Source organism: Aeromonas sp. PrichA-15 (genome assembly GCF_017939245.1).
GTDB lineage: Bacteria > Pseudomonadota > Gammaproteobacteria > Enterobacterales > Aeromonadaceae > Aeromonas > Aeromonas caviae.
The window spans coordinates 56,676-57,174 of record NZ_JAGKRH010000292.1; the positions used below are offsets into that span (position 1 = coordinate 56,676).

General features: G+C 54.3%; 1 protein-coding gene. It reads right to left on the reverse strand.

Going from position 1 to position 499, the window contains the following annotated elements:
• The coding region (locus J9889_RS21575; protein ID WP_210558124.1) for an RNA-guided endonuclease TnpB family protein at positions 1-499 on the reverse strand (499 nt) is incomplete at both ends.

Sequence of the window (499 nt, forward strand, 5' to 3'; positions counted from 1 at the left end):
CTTTATCGCCAACACCTGACCGCCTCGCCATGCCTGCTTATATTCGAGCTGGCGGCGCAGCTCAAACCAGCCCTGATCTAATATCGAACGATTCAGCCCTGATTTTGCCCGGACGTTGCGCCCCGGCTGGCTGGTCGTGCCCGATGCTGATTTTGACATGCTGGCAACCTTCAAATCCTCAATGACGATCATCGCGTGGTTTTTGCTGATAGTCGTTGTGACCTTGTGAAGGTAATCGCGGCGGGTATTGGCGATATGTGAGTGCAGCCGCTGGATCTTGGCTTTTTGTTTCTTCCAGTTGCTGCTGAACTTTACCTTTTTGCTCAACTGGCGTTGGAGCCTTGCCAGCTTGTTCTGATTGGTTTTGAAGCTGTTGACGGGCTCAAACACCGTGCCGTCTGACAGGGTTGCGAGCTTGGCGATCCCCGCATCCAGCCCGACCATTGAGCCGGAGGGGTGAATTGGCTCAAGCGTCTCCTGCTCGACCTGAAAGGAGATA